The organism is Streptomyces sulphureus DSM 40104, assembly GCF_000381025.1.
GTDB lineage: Bacteria > Actinomycetota > Actinomycetes > Streptomycetales > Streptomycetaceae > Streptomyces > Streptomyces sulphureus.
In genome coordinates, this window is record NZ_KB905814.1 from 510681 (window position 1) to 525223 (window position 14543).

A 14543-nucleotide genomic window follows, 5' to 3' on the forward strand; every position below is an offset into this window, starting at 1 on the left:
CACGACACGGTGGACTTACGAGGAATCACATCGGTAAGGTGACCCTTACTCCGAGGTCGGCGACAGCGCACGGAAACGGCTTCGGAAACCATTCCCATTGCGCTCGGCACGGCTTGTAACCGGTCGCCGTTCATCACCGGAAGAGGTTGTCGTGAGTGGCACGAATACCAAAGCGAGCCGCGAGGCGCGGATCGTTCTCGTTATCACCGTAATTGCTTCGGCTCTGCTGGTAATCGATGTCACAATCGTCTCCGTCGCCCTGCCGGAGATCCAATCCGACCTGGGAGGGTCGCTCTCCGCTCTCCAGTGGGTGATCATCGGCTACACCGTCACCTTCGGCGCCTTCCAGCAGACGGCCGGCTCCCTTTCGGACCGGCTGGGTCGCAAGTCGATGTTCATGAGCGGAATTACGCTCTTCACGCTCGCCTCGCTGGCGTGCGGCATCGCGCCCGACGCCCTGTTCCTCGACGCCGCGCGCTGCGTGCAGGGGGTGGGAGCCGCCTTCGTGCTGGCCAACGCGATGCCGCTGATCGCCCAGGTATTCGACGGCCAGAGCCGGAACATGGCGATCGCCGTCTGGGGCACCACCCTCGGTGCCTGCGGTGCCGTCGCCCCTGTCATCGGCGGACTGCTCGTCGACCTGACGGAGTGGCGCTACCTCTTCCTGATCAACGTGCCGATCGGCGTGGCCGCGCTCGTACTGTGCCGCAACCGGCTGCCCGCCGACACCCGGAACGGGAGCGCCGCGCGCATCGACTGGACGGGGGCCGGCCTCCTCGTCGTCACCCTCGGCCTGATCAACTTCGCGCTCACCCGCGGCGAGGACCAGGGCTGGAGCAGCTCGATCACCGTCGTCCAGCTCGTGCTCTCCGCGTTCCTGCTCCTCGGCTTCGTCCTCCTGGAGCGGAGGGTGGCGGCTCCCACGCTGGACCTGACGCTCTTCAAGGTGCCGACCTTCGTCGCGGCGACGCTGATCTCCTTCTTCTCCCGCTTCGCCACGGTCGGCGGCTCGGTGTACTACATCCTGTACTTCCAGAGCAGTCGGGGTCTGAGTCCGTTGCAGACGGGCCTGTTCATGATGGCGATCTTCGGCCCGCAGCTCGGTATGGGGCTGGTCGCGGGGAAGTTGCAGGCGAAGTACTCGCCGTCCCACATCATCGCGGTCGGGTTCGGCGTCCTGGCGATCGGCGGACTCGCCATGTCCTGGGCGTTCAACAGGGACAACAGCATCTGGCTCGCCCTGCCGGGGCTGCTGCTGTGGGGCGTCGGCGGCGGGCTCGCCGGCAGCCCGTCCATGTCCCTCGCGGTGAACGTGGTGCCGAAGGAGCGGGCCGGCATGGCGTCCGGCGCGATCAACAGCCTCTTCATGTTCGGGGCCGGCATCGGTGCCGCCGTCTTCGGCCTGCTCTTCCGGACCCGGATCTCCGATCAGGCCCACAGGGAGCTGCAGTTGGACTCCGGCGACCACGAATCCGTCGTCTCCGCCGCCGCGCAGGGGAACATCACACGCGCCCTCGAGCACGTACCCGGGGAGGTCACCGCGCAGGTGCGCCGCACCCTGGAGTCTGCGATCGCCGATGGCGCCGCGAGCGTGATGCTCTGGGCCGCGGTGATCTGCGTGGGCACGGCGGCCATCTCCCTTGCCTTGGTGCGGCAGAAGGACCTGCTCAACGGCGCTCCGGAGAAGGACAAGAGCGAGGACACGGCGGAGGCGGAGCCGGCCTGACCCCGGTGCGGCGGCCCCCCGCGGGGCCGCCGCACGGCCCGCCGCAACCCGCGAGCCCGCAGCCACGTCAGGAGACCGCATGCAGTCCGCCGGCCGACAACCCCGCCTGCGTCTCCTGGTGTTGGGCGGTACCGGCTTCGTCTCCGGAGCGGTCGCAGCGGAAGCCGTGACCCGGGGTCACGACGTCACCTGCGTGGCCCGCGGCACCGGAACGCCGCCGCCCGAAGGCGCCCGGCTCTTCCGCGCCGATCGAAACGAGCCCGCCGCACTCGCCGGCCTGAAGGACTCCCGCTTCGACGCAGCAGTCGAGACGGCGACCCTCGCACTGCCCTGGGTCGGCGACGCCCTGCGCACGCTGGCTGCCGACCACTGGACGTTCGTCTCGTCGATCAGCGTCTACGCCGACACCTGGACGCCCGGCCAGACGGCGCACTCCGGTCGGCTGCGTCCCGCACTCCCTTCCGACACCGCCCGCTACGACCCGGAACGCGATCCGGAGCCCTCCCAGGCACGGTACGGCGGAGTGAAAGTCGCCTGTGAGCGGCTGATCGGGGAAGCGACCGACGACCGCGCACTCATCGTCCGGCCGGGTCTGCTAGTGGGGCCGGGAGACGACGTGAGTCCCTTCGGCTACTGGCCGGTGCGGATGGCCCGGGGCGCTACCGCGGCCGTTCCGCCCGCGGTGTCCGCGGACGGGGTCCCCCTGCCGGCACAGTGCCTCGACGTCCGCGACCTCGCCGCGTGGATCGTCGACGGGGCGGAGGAACGCACGGCCGGGACGTTCGACGCGGCCGGACCGCCCCTCGCGCTCCCGACGCTGCTGCAGGAGATCGCCGAGGCCGTGGGCGCCCCCACCCTCGAAACGGTGGAGGTGCCCGAGGAGACGCTCCACGAGGCCGGCGTCAACCCCTGGACGGGCCCCGGTTCGCTGCCGCTGTGGCCGCCACGCGCCCTGTACGGCGTCCTGTCACGCGACGTCTCCGCGTCCCTCGCGGCCGGGCTGCGGGCCCGTCCGATCGGCGAGACGGCCGGGGACGTACTCAGGGACCGCCTGGAGCGCGGTGCAGGGAAGGGCCTCGCGGCCGGCCTGACGCCGGTCGCCGAAGCGTCGCTGCTGCACCTGCTGGGGTATTGAGCGCGCACGCAACTCCCTTACTGCCACCCGCAGTTGGAAGAGGCGATGCCATCCACGGGTGGCATACATCCAGCCATCGGCGGCTGTACGTTCGGCCCACTCGTGCCGTTCCCACCCAGTCGCCTGGAGACGCCTTGGCCCCGCACGCCTCGCCGCTACCCGCCGCCGCCCGGCTTCCCTCGCTCACCGGCCTGCGGTTCGTCGCCGCCTTCGCGGTCTTCGCCTCGCACACGTACCTGGCGCTCTGGTTCGACGGCACCTGGGAGAACAACACTCCGGCCATGGTCGCGCTGATCACCGCGCGCTCCGGCGTCGGCTTCTTCTTCATACTGAGCGGGTTCGTGCTCGCCTGGTCGGCGCGTGCCGAGGACACCGCCGTCTCGTTCTGGCGACGCCGGGCCGTGAAGATCTACCCCACCCACGTCGTCACCTGGCTCGCCGCGCTCGTGCTCATCCACCAGGCCGGCGGGCAGGTCAGGGGCGGACAGGCGGTCCCCAACCTGTTGCTCGTCCAGGCATGGGTGCCGGTGGAGGACGTCTACGACAGCATCAACGGCGTCTCCTGGTCGCTCTCCTGCGAGGCGTTCTTCTACCTTTGCTTCCCCCTCCTCTTCCACCTGGTGAGACGCATCCCCCGCGCCCGGCTGTGGAGTTGGGCGGCCGGCACGCTCGCGACGGTGGTCCTGCTGCCGCTCCTCGCCACGACGGCCTTCGCGTCGGAGCCGCACTTCTTCGACTTTCCCGTGAGCCTCCACCAGTACTGGTTCGTCTACGCGTTCCCCCTCACGCGGCTGCTGGAGTTCGTGCTCGGGATGGTGCTGGCCAGGGCCCTGCTGGAGAGTGCACGCGCCGCGGTGCGGTTCCGCCATGCCGTGCCGGCGCTGGCGGTCGGGTACCCGCTCGCCGTCCAGGTGCCCTTCCTGTACGCGATAACCGCCGTGCTGGTCCTGCCGATGAGCCTGCTGGTCCTCGCGGGAGCCGGCGCGGACATCCGGGGCTCCCGCTCGTGGGTGCGCAGCCGGCCCATGGTATGGCTGGGGAACGTCTCCTTCGCGCTCTACATGGTGCACATGCTCGTGCTGGAGAACGTGTACCGGCTGATCGACGAGGACCACACGGCCTCGACGCCCGTACGGGCGGGCTCGACCGTGCTGCTCTTCGCCCTCTCCCTCCTCGCCGCCTGGGCGGTGCACACCCTCGTCGAACGCCCCCTCACCCGCCGCTGGGGCGCGGCCCGACTGCCGGAGCCCGACGCCGCGCCTCCTGAGGAGCAGGGCGGGCGCGGAGACGGGCGCGCCCCGCTGAGCCGCGCGGGCGAAGCCCGCTCCGGCCCGCCCGACGGGATGTGACCGCCGGGTTCCGGTGCCCCTCAACGTGCGCGGGACTCGCTGAAGCGCGACTCCCCGTGCGCGTCCTCGCAGTGCCCGACGGCCGTCGCGGCCCGAGCGGGGCCGTCCGGCGGGAGTGCGTGTGCGTGGTCGACGTCGAGGGTCGCGTGCTTGATCCCGTACTCGTCCCGGAGCTGGGCCTGGAGGGTTCTGCGCAGGGCGTGGCAGTCGCCTCCCGGCTCCACCAGGACGTGCGCGGAGAAGAGGACGTCGCCCGAGGTGAGCTCCCAGACGTGCAGGTCGTGGACCTCCACGACGCCTTCGTGTCCGACCATGCTCCGGCCGACGTCGTCCGGGTCCACGCCGGGAGGGGCGCCCTCCAGGAAGATCCGCCCGGAGGCGCGGACGAGCGACAGCCCGGACCTGACCATGAGCACCACCACGACGAGGGAGGCGAGGGCGTCCGCCTCGGCGAAGCCCGTCAGCATCACGGCGGCGCCGGAGACCGCCGTGGCGATGAAGCCGTAGAGGTCGGTGAGGATGTGCTGGAAAGCCCCCTCGACGTTGAGCGAGGAGCGGTTGGCCTTGGACATGCACCACACGGCGGCGATGTTCACCACCACGCCCACCAGGGCGGTCACCAGCACCAGGGCGCCGCCGACCTCGGGCGGGTGCAGCAGTCTCTCCACGCTCTCGTACGCCAGCCAGGCGGAGAGCAGGAGGAGGGTGAGGCCGTTGGCGAGCGCCGAGAGGATCTCCGCCCGCTTCAGTCCGTAGGTGTACCGCCCTCGGACAGGCAGTTCCGCCAATTTCACTGCCAGCAGGGCCAGTGCGATCGCCGCGGCGTCGGAAAGCATGTGGGCCGCGTCGGAAAGCAGCGCCATCGACTGGGCGGCGAAAGCGACAACGACTTCCACCGCCATGAAGACGACGATCAGCCCGAGGGCGAGGGAAAGCCAGCGGCGGTCGGCTCCCGCTGCCACTCCGTGCTGGTGTCCGCCGTGGCCCGCGCCATGCGCATGCCCCTCGTGCCTGTGCCCCCGCTTCATGGAATTCCCATCGCTCCGTGAACTGGACGGGGAAATTGAAGCGCAGAGCGGAAGAAATAGCAAAGGCTGCAACGGATACGGTTATCAAGAGCCTCATTCTTCGGCGAAAATCGTTTCTGCGCACCTCGCAATAGCCACCGCGCATCCGTTCCCGTATGGCTGGAATCAATCGCACTGTTCCACGGAAAAACCCCGCCGCCTCAGCCGCCGGGCACCCCGAGTGCACACCGCGCAGCCGCTCCAGGAGGATGGTCCCCCGCGCGTGCCGGATCGAGGAGGGCGGCTTGAGAATCCAGTCGGTGAACGTGGGACGGGCCGTGCCCGTGCCGTACACGGACGCTCCGAGCGGGACGACCGGTATCGACAAACGCGCCGTCCCGGGACCCGTGCAGGTCGCGGCACCCGGCCCCAAGGGCACGGGAGCGAGCGGGGTCGACGGCGACGACGTCTGCGACCTGCGCTTCCACGGCGGCGACGACAGAGCGGTGTACGCCTTCGCCCGCGAGGACCTCGACGCATGGGAGCAAGAGCTCCGACGCGCCCTCCCCAACGGGTCGTTCGGCGAGAACCTGACCACCTCGGGCCTGGACGTGAGCGGCGCGCTCATCGGCGAGCGCTGGCGCGTCGGCTCCGACCTCCTCGTCGAGGTGACCGGGGGCCGCCTCCCGTGCCGCACCTTCGCAGCGTGGCTAGGCGAGGAGCAGTGGACCAAGCGCTTCACCCGGGTCGGCAGGACGGGAGCGATGCTGCGCGTCCTGGCGCCCGGTGCCGTGCGTGGCGGCGACACGGTCTCCGTCGTGCACCGGCCCGACCACGACATCACCACGGGGCTGCTCTTCCGTGCGTGCACCCTGGAGCGGGAGCTGCTGCCCGGCACCCTCGTCGCCGCCGACGCGATGGAGAGCGAGCAACTGCAGATGGCGCTCGCGTACGCGCGGAAGTACGGCCACGCGGAGAAGCCTGCGACGGCCCGGCCGTCTTCCGTGCCGGCCCCGTCGGCCGGTGCTCCCCGGTCCGCGACCCCCGACGCGGCCTCCTGACACCGGAGTTCACGGGCGGGCTGCACACCGGCGCTGGCCCGAGGGCGAACCCGTTGCATAACCTGACGGGGACAATGCCGGCGACCGCGGTGCACGGCGCGGTGGGGGACGGGGGACGACATCGGTGCGGAGGTTCTTCGGGACGCCTGGGGCATACCGCATCTGCGGGCCGGCGGCTTCCTCGAACTCGCTTACGCCCAGGGCTGGAACGCGGCGGTCGACCGCGGCTGGCAGATCGAGCTGGAGCGCCGCAGAAGCGAGGGCACCACGGCGGCCTTCATGGGTCCCGCGGCGCTCGACTGGGACCTCCTCGCACGCCGGGCCCGGCTGAAGGACACAGCCAGGCGCTGTTTCAACGCGCTGGCCCCCGAGACGCGGCGGTGGCTCCGCTCGTACGCCGACGGGGTCAACACCGGGCTGCGCCGATCGACCGCCGGCGCGCCCCAGTTCACCGCTGCCGGGGTAGCTCCGGGCACATGGCGGCCGTGGACGCCGCTCGCCCTCTGGCTGTCGACACATCTCCTGATGGGCGGCTTCCCCTCCAAGCTCTGGCGTGGCGAGCTGGCCGAACGGCTCGGCCCCGAGGCGGTCGGCCTCTTCTCCGGCGACGGGCCCGGCAGCGGCGGCAGCAACGGCTGGCTGCTGCCCGGGGACCGCACCCGCAGCGGAGCGGCGATCCTCGCCGGGGATCCGCACCGCATCGTCCTCGCCCCCGGCGTCTACCAGCAACTCCACGTGGCCTGTCCGGAGTTCGACGTCGTCGGATTGGCGATCCCCGGCGTCCCGGGCATCGCCCACTTCGGTCACACCGGCCGCGTCGCCTGGGCCATCACCAACGCCATGGCGGACTACCAGGACCTCTACCACGAGAGGCTGCGGCGGCGCGGTAGGGGTGTGGAGGCGCTGGGTCCCGACGGCTGGCGGCCCGCCAAGGCCGTCACGGACGTCGTCCACGTCTCCGGGGCGGCGCCCGTGGAGTTCGAGGCGATCGAGACAGAGCGGGGACCGGTCGTGCTGGGCGGCTACGACGCAGGCTGGGCGATGAGCTTGCGCCGGCCGGTGACAGCCTGCGCGGCCCTCGGCTTCGACAGTCTCCCGCAATTGCTGCGTGCCACGTCGGTCGCGGATGTGGACGCCGCGTTCGAGGGATGGGTGGAACCGGTCAACGTCGTCATGGCGGCGGACACCCGCGGCGGCCTGCTCCACCGGGTGGCGGGCAGGGTGCCGGTCCGCGCGGAGACCAACCGCCTGTGGCCCGTGCCCGGTTGGGAGCCGGGACACGGCTGGACCGGCTCCTGGGAGGCGCCGCCGCGGGAGCCCGTCAGCGGTACGGCGGTGATGGCGAACCAGCGGGACCTCGCGGCGCCGCTCGGCGTCGAGTTCGCCGCCGGACACAGGGCCGCACGGATCAGGGAGCTGCTGGGCGGGTCCGGCAACTGGTCGGCAGGGGATATGGCGGCGATCCACACGGACGACGCGCTCCCGTCCGCCTCCGCGCTGCTCGACCCGCTGGCCCGTCTCGACGGCCTCAGCCCCGCCGCCGCCCGCCTGCAGCGACGGCTGCTGCGCTGGGACCGTCGCATGGACGCGGGCAACACCGACGCCACCGCCTACGCATTGCTGCGCGCCGCCGCCGTCGCCCGGCTCGCCGCCCACCCCTTGCTCGCCGCACTCGCCGCGCCCTCCTCCCGCCCCGCGCTGTACCAGCCGTGGCTCGCGCCGGAACCCCGCATCGCGCTGGCGCTCGGCAACCTGCTCTCCGCGGGCGGAGCGCTCGGCATCGACGCGGCCGACGTGGTCAGGGCCGCCGCGGAGGACGCCGCCTCTCCCGCGGAGACGGCCGCGCCGTGGGGCCACGTCCACCGGCTGTCTCCCTGGAGCGCGCTCCCGAGCCTGTGCGAGAGCGACTGGCCCGGCCTCTCCGGCGATCACGACTGCGTGCTGTCCGTGGTGAACGTGCCCGACGCGGTCGGCCGGGTCACGCGCGGCCCCGTGGCCCGCTACGTCTGGGACCTGGCGCGCCGCGAGGACAGCCTGTGGATCGTCCCCCTGGGTGCCTCCGGCGACCCGTCGGCCCCGCACGGACGAGACCAACTGCCGCTGTGGGCACGGGGCGAGCTGCTCCCCGTGGTCACCGACCGGTCGGAGCTTACGGCGGACTCCTCCCCGGCGCGCTCGCCGTCCGCCGCGGAGAGCCCCCGGCCGTGAACGGTCGCCACGAGCCCGGCTCACCGGCAGTGCGACGGGGGGCGGCCCGGCTCTACAGCGCAGCTATGCGTCGCAGCGCCCGCACGTACGCCTGGGCGACGCCGCTGATCGTCGCCTCCCTGTAGAGGTCCGTGCTGTACTCCAACTGGCAGACGATTCCCGGCGAGGCGTCCTGGACGAGGAGGGCGAGGGCACTCTTCGCGGTGGCGTTGGTGTCGTAAAGGCCCTGCGTCACGGAGATGCCGGGCAGCCGCAGGTCGATCTCGTCGTGCCCCTCGTGGAAGACGAACATCGTCTGGAAGGCCCGCACGAGCTGTTCGCCGTGCGTGGTCCTCGCGAGCTCCGCCTCGATGACCGAGGGCGGGACGTCCTGGTGCGCGAAGGCACCGGCCAACTCCCGGTCAGCGCGCGCGAGGAGCGTCGCCGGGGCCACCCCGTGCTCCGCCCTGATGCGGAGCGCGTGGGTGTGGGCGAAGTACCCGACCGTGCGGCGCGACTCCCGGTGCCACCGGTTGGCGAAGGGGGCGACGCACACGATGTCCTCGTGGCCGTAGTCCTCGTGGAGCAGCAGGCAGAAGGCGGCGAGCACCACGACCGCCACGGTGGTCCGGCGGTCGGCCGCCGCACGGCGCAGCGTGCGGCTCAGGTCCGCGTCGATCCGGAACGTGTGCTTGTCCCCGCGGAAGGTCGGAGCTGCCGGTATCGCCCCGTCCGCCGGGACGCCCGCGGCCGGGGGAAGGTCGTGCAGGTGGCGCACCCAGCGGCGCAGCGAGGCCCTGCCGGCCTCGGTGGCGAGCGCAGCCCGCTGGCGTGCCACGAACTCCGCGTAAGTGCCCGGCACCGCGGGGACCGGACGGCCGGAGCAGGCGTAAGCGTCAGCGATCTCCCGCTGCACGAGCGAGACCGACCACCCGTCGGCCACGAGGTGGTGCACCACGAGCGCGAAGGCGTACCGCTCCTCCCCTGTGCGTATGAGAACGGCCCGCAACAGCGGCGCCTCGGCGAGATCGAAGGGCTCTTCGGCGGCGCGTGCGACCGCCCGCCTCGCCGCCTCCTCCCGCTCTTTCGCCGGGAGGTGCGCGAGATCGGTCGTCCGCAGCACAGGGGGCGCCTCGTCGAGTACGGTCCTGCGCAGGCTGCCGCCGGTGCGTCGGAAGGCGGTGCGCAGGCTCTCGTGCCGGGCGACCACCGCGGACACCGCGCGCTGCAGGGCACCTTCGTCCAGCGGCCCCGACAACTTGTAGACGCGGTCGATGTTGTAGGCGGCGTTTGCGGCCGGGTACTGCTCGATGAGGGCGTGGAGCTGCTCCTGCCCCTGCGAGGCGTAGGGCACCTCGCCGGGTACTCCGGAAGCCGCTCGGCTCTTCCGCACGACCTCCGCGACGGCCCGCCACCGAGCGGACTCCTCGGGCACGCCTCCTGCAGTGTCCTCAGCCATGCCTTCCCCCTGCCGCTGGACGCTCTCCCGGGCGGCAACGCACCTTCTTCCCAGGCGGGTTCCGCCGGGCATGCGGTCCGGTGCGGGCCGTCACCTCACTGTGTGGACGGGCGCCGGGGGGCGCCGTCAACTGCGGGCCGTCCACTCCCGAGACGCACGCGGAAGTCCGGCCGGCCGCCGCGGTCGCCGGCGCGCGGAGGCCGCCTGTGCAGCGGACCGGGTCCGACCGCGTCCTGCACGAGCGCCGGCCTCCGGCCGACGCCTCCCCGCCTGCCGGCGGCCGTCTCACCGAGCTGGGCCGCGAGGCGCTCGGCACGGTCCAACTCTCCCTGGAACTTGGAGAGCCGCTGCGAACGGCCTTCCCCGACGAGCTGGTGAAGAGCCGCACCCTCACCGGCTCCCTGCGCTCGCTCGCGGACGGCTCCTCGGCACCGGGCTGACGGCAAAGCCGGTTCAGTGGCATGCCGGCCCACCGTCCGTTCCACTCTCCTGCGCGGCCCGGTCGGGGCGCGGCACGTCGAGCGTGGGGTTGCGGTCGAAGAAACCCGCGGGGCGCAGCGTGAAGCCGGCGCGGTCCGCCGGCATGACCGGCCAGTCCTCGGTGCGCGGGCAGTGGGTGAGGCCGAAGGTGTGCCACAGCACGAGGTCGGCGCCGTCGAGGTCCCGGTCGGCCGCCGTCCACGCCGGGAGGCCGGCACCGCCCGGGTGCTGGTTGACGAGGTGGCCGGCCGGATAGCGCTCCTCGTCCGAGTGCCGGGTGACCCAGAGGTGCCGGGTCGCGAACGCGGCCCGGGAGGCGATCGGGGACGCGTCGTCCGCGAGGAGGGTGGGCCGCTCCTCCGGGACGAGGTCGTAGGCGACGGGGTGCCCGAGCCGGTTCGGGGAGTCGGGGTTGCTCACCCGCCAGACCCGGTCGCGCCTGCCGTCGGCGAGGCGGCGTGCCTTCAGCTCCGACCGGAGGCGGGTGGCCCTCCTGGTGAAGGCGTTGCCGTGCGGATTCGTCCGGCTCATCGGGACCCGCACCATGTCGAGTTCGTCGACCGCGTTGCGGTGGCCGTCCACCGCCATGTCGAGCCGGGCGGAGAACAGGTGCTGGTGGTAGGGCGCCCCGAGTCCGGGGGCGACTTCGGCGGCGTACTCGCTTCCCTCCTCCCGCCAACCGGAAGTGAACACGATGCCCGTCGCCTTCACCTCGTGGGCGAGGGTGCCGTCGAGGTAGAGGTACCAGTAGAAGCCGTAGTCGTAGTTGCCGATGGAGGTGAAGTACGACAGCACGAGCCTGCGTTGGCGGCGCGTCTCCCGTACGCCGAGGAAGAGGTCGGTGTGCTTCCAGAGCACGCCCTGGTCCTCCTCGTGGAGGCAGACGGCGTTGGGGACGGTACGCGGATCGCCGTGCTTGTCCGCGACGACCGCGTCGAGGTAGTGGATCTCGCCCAGGCAGTCGCACCCGCGGGCGAGGGAGTTGGTGTAGCGCCCGAAGAGGTACTCGCCCTGGTCGAAGTAGTTGTGCCGGGAGCGAGTCGGGGACGGGTCGGCGTAGGGGACGACCATCTCGGCGATCGAGGCCCGGTGGACGACGGACCGCTCCCGGCCCCGGTCCCTGTCGTGGAAGCGGAGGTCGTGGAGGGTGAGCCCTTCGCGGACGTTGAAGCCGAGGCGCAGCGACCAGTTCTCCCATCGCACGTGCCCCGCGTCGACCGTGAAGCTCACCCCTTCGGGTTGCGTGACGCGGATCGGCCGGAGCGTCGTGCGCGGCGGTCCGGTGTCGGCGGACTCCCCAAAACCGCCGGGTTCCCGCGGCACCGGCACCGGCAGGTCGTCGACGACCTCGACCACCCGGCCGGCGGTGAGGTCCACGCAGGCGACCAGGCCGTCGACGGGGTGCGCCCAGGGCTGGTCGCCCGCGTGCGGCAGGTGGAAGCCGAGGCCGCGGAGGAGCCGGTGGCCGGACGGCGGACCCGGGCCGTAGTGCCCCGCGGAGAGCGAGACCACGAGCACCGTCTCCGCGCTCAGACCCCGCCGCGCGAGCGCGGCGCGCCAGCCCTCGTCGGCGTCGAGGAGCGCCTGCACCGCCTCGAACTCCTCGGTGAGGATGGGTAGGTGGCCCTCCGCTCGCGGATCGACGGCGCGCCAGCTCTCCACGGTCCCGCGGGTGAGGGAGACGACGGCCTCGTACGACTCGCCGCGGGAGCGGTCGAGCAGCTGCACGCGCAGGCGCCGGCCCGAGGGGCTCCCCTGGGCGGATCCGATCAGCTCCGCCTTGGGCGGCTCCTCGGGCAGGACGGAGACGTAGCGCACGTCGTCGCCGAGGCGCCCCGACGCCTCGACGATCTCGCGCGCGGCCCGGATCTCCCCGGCGGACAGCATCGCCAGGGGATGCGGCGGGGGGCCTTCCGGCGCGGGGGCGTCAGGCATCGGTGCCGAGGAGCTCCGTCAACTCGTCGAGGTGGTCGGCGAGCGCGGGGTCCGGGGTCTTCGTCCAGGGGCCGTCGAGGTCGGGACGGTACCGGGAGACGTGGACGGTGAACGCGGCCACCTGATCGCGCGCGTTCTCCTCCGGGGTGACCTTCTCGCCGATCAACCGCCGGGCCTCCAGGCAGAGGTCGATGCGCTCGCGGAGCCACAGGGGAGCCGTCCTGGCCCGTTCCGCCGCCTCCTGTGCGTCTGCTGCGGCCAGCGTCGAGAGGCGGTCGGCGAGTCGGCGGGCGTCGTGCCGCTCCGCAAGGCGCTCGAAGCGGGTCCACTCCCTGCCCATGGAGTCGAGCCGCTCCCCCACTCCTCGACGTGGGCGCAGCGCAGGCGGCGGGCGGCCTCGCGCAGGAGCCGGCTGGCGCGCTCGGGGTCCGTGTCCCGGCACTCGACCGCCTCGTCCGCGACATGGCGGGCGTCGTGGCGCCACCGCGCGACGCGCTCGGCAGTCACCGCCGGGTGGAAGCGCATCTCCGTGGCCCAGGAGACGAACTCCTCCGTGAGCTTGTCGTCGGGCGTTCCGGGGTAGCCGCCGTAGGTCATGTCCAGGGCGTGGAACCAGCGCGGATCGGACATGCGGCCGACCAGCCCCTGTACGCCCTCGGCCATGGTCTCCCGCAGCTCCGGGGCGGTGAAGGAGAGCCAGCCGACGGCGAGGGTCTGGGCGAGGCCGGAAGCGGCCCACCAATCGACCAGTTCGCTCTGCTGCTCCGCCACCTCGTCCGCCGGCTCCTTGGTGGAGGCGAAGACCGGCAGGAGGTCGATGTCGGACATGGGCCAGGGCTCTCCCCGCCCGACGCTGCCGCCGACGATCAGACTCTGCACTCCGGCGACGGCGCCCAGTATCCGTAACGACTCCTCGAGACGCTCGGCGAGCAGCTGGTTCCAGCGGGGCGTCACGGTCATATACCCATACTCCTTTGGACATCGGCGTACCTGTGCAAAAGGTGAACTGTGGTACTCACGGGGCTGGTTGCGTTCGAGGAGGCTATCCCCCATCCCCCTCCGTGTAATCCCCGTCACGGCGGAGCACCATGTTCCGCCGAGAGCGGCGTACGGCGTCAGGGGCGGAGGAGGATCTTCAGCGCTTCCCGGTCGGCCATCGCGCGGTAGGCGTCCGGCGCTTCGTCGAGCCCGAGAGTGCGGTCGAAGATCCGGCCGGGCTCCACCACTCCGTCGAGGACGTCGGGCAGCAGCTCCTCGATGTAGGCGCGCGCCGGCGCCAGTCCGCCGACCAGCCTGATGTTGTGGCGGAAGGCACCGGCGTCCAGGGGCAGTCGCGCGTACTGCGGCATGCCGACCCGGCTCACCGTCCCGCCGGGCCGTGCCACGCCGAAGGCCGTCTCCAAAGCCTGCTCGGTGCCGACGCACTCCAGCACCGCATGGGTGCCGTGGCCGCCGGTCAGCGACCGCACGCGCGCGACGCCCTCCGCGCCGCGCTCGGCCACGACCTCGGTGGCACCGAAGTCGCGTCCCAGGTCGGTGCGGTCCTCGTGCCTGCCCATCAGGATGATGCGCTCGGCGCCGAGCCGCGCGGCGGCGAGGACCGCGGAAAGCCCGACGGCCCCGTCGCCGATCACGGTCACCGACGTGCGGGGGCCCACTCCGGCCGTCGTCGCGCAGTGGTGGCCGGTGGGGAAGACGTCGGAGAGCGTGAGCAGCGACGGCAGCAGCGCGGAGTCCTCGCCGACGGGCAGTTTCACCAACGTGCCCCGAGCCTGCGGCACCCGGACGGCCTCGCCCTGGCCTCCGTCCACCCCGGGGGCGCCCCAGAAGCCGCCGTTCCGGCACGACGGGTGCAGCCCTTCCGCGCAGTAACCGCAGGCGTTGTCGGCCCACATGAAGGGCGCAACCACCAAGTCGCCCGAGGCGAGCCCCGGCACCTCGGAGCCGACCTCCTCGACGACGCCGAGGAACTCGTGCCCGATGCGGAAGCCATGCTCCGACGCGGCGAGCGAGCCGTAGGGCCACAGGTCGCTGCCGCAGACGCACGCGTACACCACCCGCACCACGGCGTCGGTCGGCTCCCGCAGCACCGGATCGGGCACCTCCTCCACCCGCACGTCGCCTGCGCCGTAGAGCAAAGTCGCCCGCATGGAATCCTCCTGGTCGGTGTCGTCCCGGCCCTGCCCGGCCGGGGGAAGTGAACT

At 72.2% G+C, this 14543-nt stretch carries 12 protein-coding genes; 6 read left to right on the forward strand and 6 right to left on the reverse strand.

Translation table 11 applies throughout. The annotated features are described in order from the left end of the window. Nucleotides 1–151: 151 nt before the first annotated feature. From F603_RS0106420 to F603_RS0106430, 3 genes are all read left to right on the forward strand, one after another. Nucleotides 152–1726, forward strand: coding sequence for an MFS transporter (locus F603_RS0106420; RefSeq protein ID WP_211231021.1), 1575 nt, complete (start codon nucleotides 152–154; stop codon nucleotides 1724–1726). Between the two features lie 79 nt (nucleotides 1727–1805). Further along, nucleotides 1806–2861 carry an NAD-dependent epimerase/dehydratase family protein gene (locus F603_RS0106425; protein ID WP_019545187.1) on the forward strand — a complete coding sequence of 352 codons (1056 nt, stop codon included), beginning with the start codon at nucleotides 1806–1808 and terminating at the stop codon, nucleotides 2859–2861. 134 nt (nucleotides 2862–2995) lie between these two features. After that, a complete protein-coding gene (locus F603_RS0106430) occupies nucleotides 2996–4210 on the forward strand; it encodes an acyltransferase family protein (protein ID WP_019545188.1) in 1215 nt (404 codons plus the stop codon). A 20-nt stretch (nucleotides 4211–4230) separates the two neighbouring features. Here the strand turns inward: F603_RS0106430 and F603_RS0106435 are convergent, their stop codons facing one another. Beyond that, complete coding sequence (locus F603_RS0106435) at nucleotides 4231–5172, reverse strand: cation diffusion facilitator family transporter (RefSeq protein WP_019545189.1); 942 nt, start codon at nucleotides 5170–5172, stop codon at nucleotides 4231–4233. Nucleotides 5173–5522: 350 nt separating this feature from the next. On the opposite strand from F603_RS0106435, the gene F603_RS0106440 reads away from it, so the two are divergent. Next, entirely contained in the window at nucleotides 5523–6278 is a 756-nt protein-coding gene (locus F603_RS0106440; RefSeq protein WP_106431266.1) for an MOSC domain-containing protein, read from the forward strand. Between the two features lie 120 nt (nucleotides 6279–6398). After that, complete coding sequence (locus F603_RS31695) at nucleotides 6399–8486, forward strand: penicillin acylase family protein (RefSeq protein ID WP_051096113.1); 2088 nt, start codon at nucleotides 6399–6401, stop codon at nucleotides 8484–8486. A gap of 52 nt (nucleotides 8487–8538) precedes the next feature. Here the strand turns inward: F603_RS31695 and F603_RS0106450 are convergent, their stop codons facing one another. After that, entirely contained in the window at nucleotides 8539–9924 is a 1386-nt protein-coding gene (locus tag F603_RS0106450; protein WP_026328186.1) for a condensation domain-containing protein, read from the reverse strand. Between the two features lie 206 nt (nucleotides 9925–10130). Between F603_RS0106450 and F603_RS0106455 the strand changes: the two genes are divergently transcribed. Continuing rightward, nucleotides 10131–10364, forward strand: a complete 234-nt coding sequence (locus tag F603_RS0106455) for a hypothetical protein (RefSeq protein ID WP_019545194.1) — start codon at nucleotides 10131–10133, stop codon at nucleotides 10362–10364. A gap of 13 nt (nucleotides 10365–10377) precedes the next feature. On the opposite strand, the gene F603_RS0106460 is transcribed toward F603_RS0106455, so the two are convergent. The 4 genes from F603_RS0106460 to F603_RS0106470 all read right to left on the reverse strand — a co-directional run bounded on the left by F603_RS0106460 (nucleotide 10378) and on the right by F603_RS0106470 (nucleotide 14489). Beyond that, complete coding sequence (locus F603_RS0106460) at nucleotides 10378–12339, reverse strand: primary-amine oxidase (protein ID WP_051096114.1); 1962 nt, start codon at nucleotides 12337–12339, stop codon at nucleotides 10378–10380. After that, entirely contained in the window at nucleotides 12332–12505 is a 174-nt protein-coding gene (locus tag F603_RS35025; RefSeq protein ID WP_019545196.1) for a hypothetical protein, read from the reverse strand. Before F603_RS35025 ends, F603_RS0106460 begins: the two co-directional genes overlap by 8 nt. Beyond that, a complete protein-coding gene (locus F603_RS31700) occupies nucleotides 12502–13299 on the reverse strand; it encodes a nucleotidyltransferase family protein (protein ID WP_019545197.1) in 798 nt (265 codons plus the stop codon). The genes F603_RS35025 and F603_RS31700 overlap by 4 nt, the downstream gene beginning before the upstream one ends. A gap of 155 nt (nucleotides 13300–13454) precedes the next feature. After that, nucleotides 13455–14489 (reverse strand): zinc-binding dehydrogenase, encoded by a 1035-nt coding sequence (locus tag F603_RS0106470; protein WP_019545198.1) that lies wholly within the window; start codon nucleotides 14487–14489, stop codon nucleotides 13455–13457. Between the last annotated feature and the right edge of the window lie 54 nt (nucleotides 14490–14543).